Origin of the sequence: Caballeronia sp., from assembly GCF_049581465.1 — a bacterium.
In the GTDB taxonomy this organism is placed as follows: Bacteria; Pseudomonadota; Gammaproteobacteria; order Burkholderiales; family Burkholderiaceae; genus Caballeronia.
The window spans coordinates 1-4,163 of the sequence record NZ_JBAUSA010000233.1 but is presented as its reverse complement, the minus strand read 5'-3'; the positions used below and the strand labels follow the sequence as shown (position 1 = coordinate 4,163).

Genomic DNA, 4,163 nt, shown 5'->3' with positions numbered 1-4,163 from the left:
GACATCATGTACAAACTAGTGCTCATCCGCCACGGCGAATCAACGTGGAACAAGGAAAACAGATTTACCGGCTGGGTCGACGTAGACCTGACCGAACAAGGCAGCCGTGAAGCCACGCAGGCTGGGTTGCTGCTGAAGGAAGCAGGGTTCAGTTTTGACATCGCGTACACGTCGGTGCTCAAGCGCGCGATCCGCACGCTCTGGCTCGTGCAGGACGAGATGGACGAGATGTATCTGCCGGTTGTTCATTCGTGGCGACTGAACGAGCGTCACTACGGCGCGCTCTCCGGCCTGAACAAAGCCGAGACCGCAAAGAAATATGGCGACGAGCAAGTACTGGTGTGGCGTCGGAGTTACGACACGCCCCCGCCCGCACTGGACCCATCGGACGAACGCACGTCGTTCAACGACCCGCGCTACGCCAAGGTGCCCCGCGAGCAGTTGCCCCTGACCGAATGCCTGAAAGACACGGTCGCACGCGTGATGCCGCTGTGGAACGAGTCCATCGCACCGGCTGTTAAAAGCGGCAGGCGCGTGCTGATCGCGGCCCACGGCAATTCCATGCGAGCGCTGATCAAGTATCTGGACCAGATTTCCGACGACGACATCGTCGGGCTGAATGTTCCGAACGGCGTACCGCTGGTCTATGAACTAGACGAAAACCTGAAGCCGATCAAGCACTACTATCTCGGTGACGCGGACGCGATCGCAGCGGCGCAGGCTGCGGTGGCCAAGCAGGGCAAAGCCGGCTGAGGCTTTCGCTTTATCAGGTGGCGGCAATGGACCCGTTGCGTTCAGGGCGCTCATCGCCGCTCAATCGGGCGACGCGAGCGCCCTGCCGCTCCCGCAGGGGTTTAGACGCGGGGCTTTCGATTTAATATCCTTAAGCTGTGTTTAAGTTGTGCTCCGAGGCTTGCAGTTATACTGCCCAGTCAACCACGATGTAGCCTAATCCGCTTCCGACCGCAACAGACTCTATGCGAAAGAACCTGAAAAATATCGGCCTGATCGCCGCGGGACTTGCTACCGGCGTATTCGCCACCCTGCAACTCTCCGCTTCCGCCCAGCAATCCGCAACCGAGCCCCTGCCGCTCGATCAATTGCGGTTGTTTGCCGAAGTCTTTGGCCAAATCAAGCATGAGTACGTTGAACCGGTCGACGATAAAAAGCTCCTCACTGCCGCTATCAAGGGCATGGTGTCGAGCCTCGACCCGCACTCGTCTTATCTCGACAAGACCGATTACGAAGAGCTTCAGGAGCAGACCAAGGGCCGCTTCGCCGGACTCGGCATCGAGATTTCGTCGGAAGACGGCCTGATCAAGGTCATTTCGCCGATCGAAGACACGCCGGCGTTCCGCGCGGGGATTCGTCCGGGCGACCTGATTACGCGTATCAACGACAAACCCGTGCGCGGCATGACGCTGGACAACGCGGTGAAGCAAATGCGCGGCGATCCGGGCACGAAGGTTACGCTGACCATCTTCCGCAAGACCGACGACCGTACGTTCCCGGTCACGGTGACGCGTGCGCTTATCACCGTACAAAGCGTGAAGATGAAGGTTCCGGCGCCGGGTTACGGCTATATCCGGATCACGAGCTTCCAGGAACGCACCGTTCCTGATCTCGCGGCGAAGTTGCAAGATCTCGCGCGCCAGCAGCCTGACCTGAAGGGTCTGGTGATCGACCTGCGCAATAACGGTGGCGGTTTGCTGCAGAGCGCCGTTGGCGTGGCCGGCGCGTTCTTGCCGGACAACGCAGTCGTGGTGTCGACGAATGGACAAATCGCGGACGCGAAGCAGACGTTCCGCGATACGTACGAGAACTATCGTCTGCCTTCGTTCGATTCCGATCCGCTCAAGAACGTGCCCCAGATCTTCAAGACGGTCCCCATCGTCGTGTTGACGAATGCCTATTCGGCCTCGGCTTCCGAGATCGTCGCGGGTGCACTGCAGGATCATCACCGCGCGTTGATCGTCGGCAAGACCACGTTCGGCAAGGGTTCCGTACAGACCGTCCGGCCCATGACGGCCGACACCGCCTTGCGTCTGACCACGGCTTACTACTACACGCCTAGCGGCAAGTCGATCCAGAACAAGGGTATTCGCCCTGACGTTCCGGTCGATCAATACGCGGAAGGCGATCCGGACGACGCACTCGTCACGCGCGAAGTGGACTATTCCAACCACTTGGCGAACACGCAGGATCCAAACGAGAAGAAGGAACAAGAGGCTCGCGAAGCGGACCGGCTTGAGCAACTGCAGATTCTTGAAGAGCAGAATGACAAGAAGACGCCGGAGCAACGCCGCAAGGACCGTGATCGCAAACCGGTCGAGTTTGGTAGTGCCGACGACTTTATGCTCGCTCAGGCGCTGAACAAGCTCGAGGGCAAGCCGGTACAAGAATCGAAGTCTGTTTCCGAGCGCAAGCTGGCCGAGAACAAGCCGGAAACGTCTGCTTCTGCGCCAGTGGTTGTACCGCCTGCGTTAGCCGCTACGCCTGGGGCTGCATCTGTGCCGGCGGCGTCGTCTGCGCAGTAATGCACTTCGGGCTACCGTGGAATTGACTACGGTTCCCCTGGTGTCGTTTGCCAGCGCTGGCCCCGTCCGGGCCGCCCCCCTTTCCTTGCTACGCCAAGGAAAGGGGGAAAGATAGGCGCTCGCCGCCTGGCTTGTAAGCCTTCCATGAACGACGATCAGCTCCTCCGATACTCCCGCCACATCCTTGTTGATGAAATTGGCATCGAAGCGCAACAACGCTTTCTCGATGCACACGTCATCATTGTGGGAGCGGGTGGACTGGGTTCGCCGGCCGCCATGTATCTGGCGGCAGCGGGCATTGGCGAGATAACCCTCGTCGACGCCGACACCGTCGATCTCACCAATCTTCAACGTCAGATCCTGCACGTCAGTGGCTCGGTCGGGTCGTCCAAAGTGGATTCGGCTCGTCGAACGCTCGCCGCGCTCAATCCTGAAGTTCGCGTCAATACTTTCGCTGTCCGTGCTGATACCCTCTGGCTCGATCAGCACGTCCCGCAGGCTACCGTCGTCCTCGATTGCACCGACAATTTTGCGACCCGCCACGCTATCAACGCAGCCTGCGTCAGGCACGGTGTTCCGCTCGTTTCAGGCGCCGCGCTGCGCTTCGACGGCCAGATCAGCACCTTCGATTTCCGTTCGCCCGATTCCCCCTGTTACGCATGCGTGTTTCCGCCCGACGATGCATTCGAAGAAGTCGCCTGCTCCACCATGGGCGTCTTCTCGCCGACGGTTGGCATCATCGGCACGATGCAGGCGGCCGAAGCGCTAAGGCTGATCGGCGACTTCGGCGTGACGCTGCAAGGACGCCTGATGATGCTCGACTCATTACGCATGGAGTGGAACACGATGCGCATCGCGCGCCAGGCAAGCTGCCCGGTATGTGCCGGTGGAGGAACCGCTTGATTGAAAAACAATCGTCTCAATTAAGAGTTATCCAGTTCAGTTGAGAGGGCAAGAAGTCTATGCTGGGCGCTCGTTTTTAACGAGAACAATAAGATGAGCGAAAGCGCGAGGGCCAGTAATCGAGGCAGGCCCGAAATGCCGGAAGGCCCGTCAATTCCCGTACTTGAAGGCCCGGAAGGAATTCGTTTCGATTTCAACTACGGCTGCCGTGTGCAAGTTCCGGTCAGCGGCTGGCGTGTCAAAATGTTCGATAGCGATACGTTCAACGTACTCTTGAACGAGCAGGTCGAAGCTAATGTCGTCATTGCCAGCATGCGCAAATATTACGTGCGCTTCCGGCTGGAAGTATTCGATGGGCCCCGTGTGGTTTTCTCCCATACGTTCAATCCAACGGGCAAGAAGATCCGACTGTGCATGCCGCCATGGGCGCTCGGCGATTCGATTGCGTGGATGCCTGCCATCGAAGCGTTTCGCCAACAGCACCAGTGCGAAGTACACGTGCCCATGGGCGAACACCTTCAGCCGTTGTATCGGGGTGGCTATCCACATCTGCATCTTGCAACCGAAACGCAATTGACAGCGCTGAATGACACCTACTACGCCACCTATTACTTCGGCTGGATCGTGCCGTTCTTCGACCGGGACCATCAGCCGACCGACCCGCGTATCAGCAGCATGCAGGACACCGTCGCCTATCAGCTCGGCGTGCCTCCGGGAGAATAC

Annotated in this window: 3 protein-coding genes and 1 pseudogene; all 4 read left to right on the top strand. The window is 59.0% G+C overall.

Going from position 1 to position 4,163, the window contains the following annotated elements:
• Positions 1-6: 6 nt before the first annotated feature.
• Entirely contained in the window at positions 7-753 is a 747-nt protein-coding gene (gpmA, locus tag WCA53_RS05810) for a 2,3-diphosphoglycerate-dependent phosphoglycerate mutase (RefSeq protein ID WP_423906793.1), read from the top strand.
• Between the two features lie 224 nt (positions 754-977).
• On the top strand, positions 978-2,537 hold the full coding sequence (locus WCA53_RS05805) for a S41 family peptidase (RefSeq protein ID WP_423906790.1): 1,560 nt from the start codon (positions 978-980) through the stop codon (positions 2,535-2,537).
• Between the two features lie 144 nt (positions 2,538-2,681).
• Positions 2,682-3,440, top strand: a complete 759-nt coding sequence (locus WCA53_RS05800; RefSeq protein ID WP_423906787.1) for a HesA/MoeB/ThiF family protein — start codon at positions 2,682-2,684, stop codon at positions 3,438-3,440.
• A 93-nt stretch (positions 3,441-3,533) separates the two neighbouring features.
• A pseudogene (locus WCA53_RS05795) lies at positions 3,534-4,163 on the top strand (autotransporter strand-loop-strand O-heptosyltransferase); the annotation flags it as partial.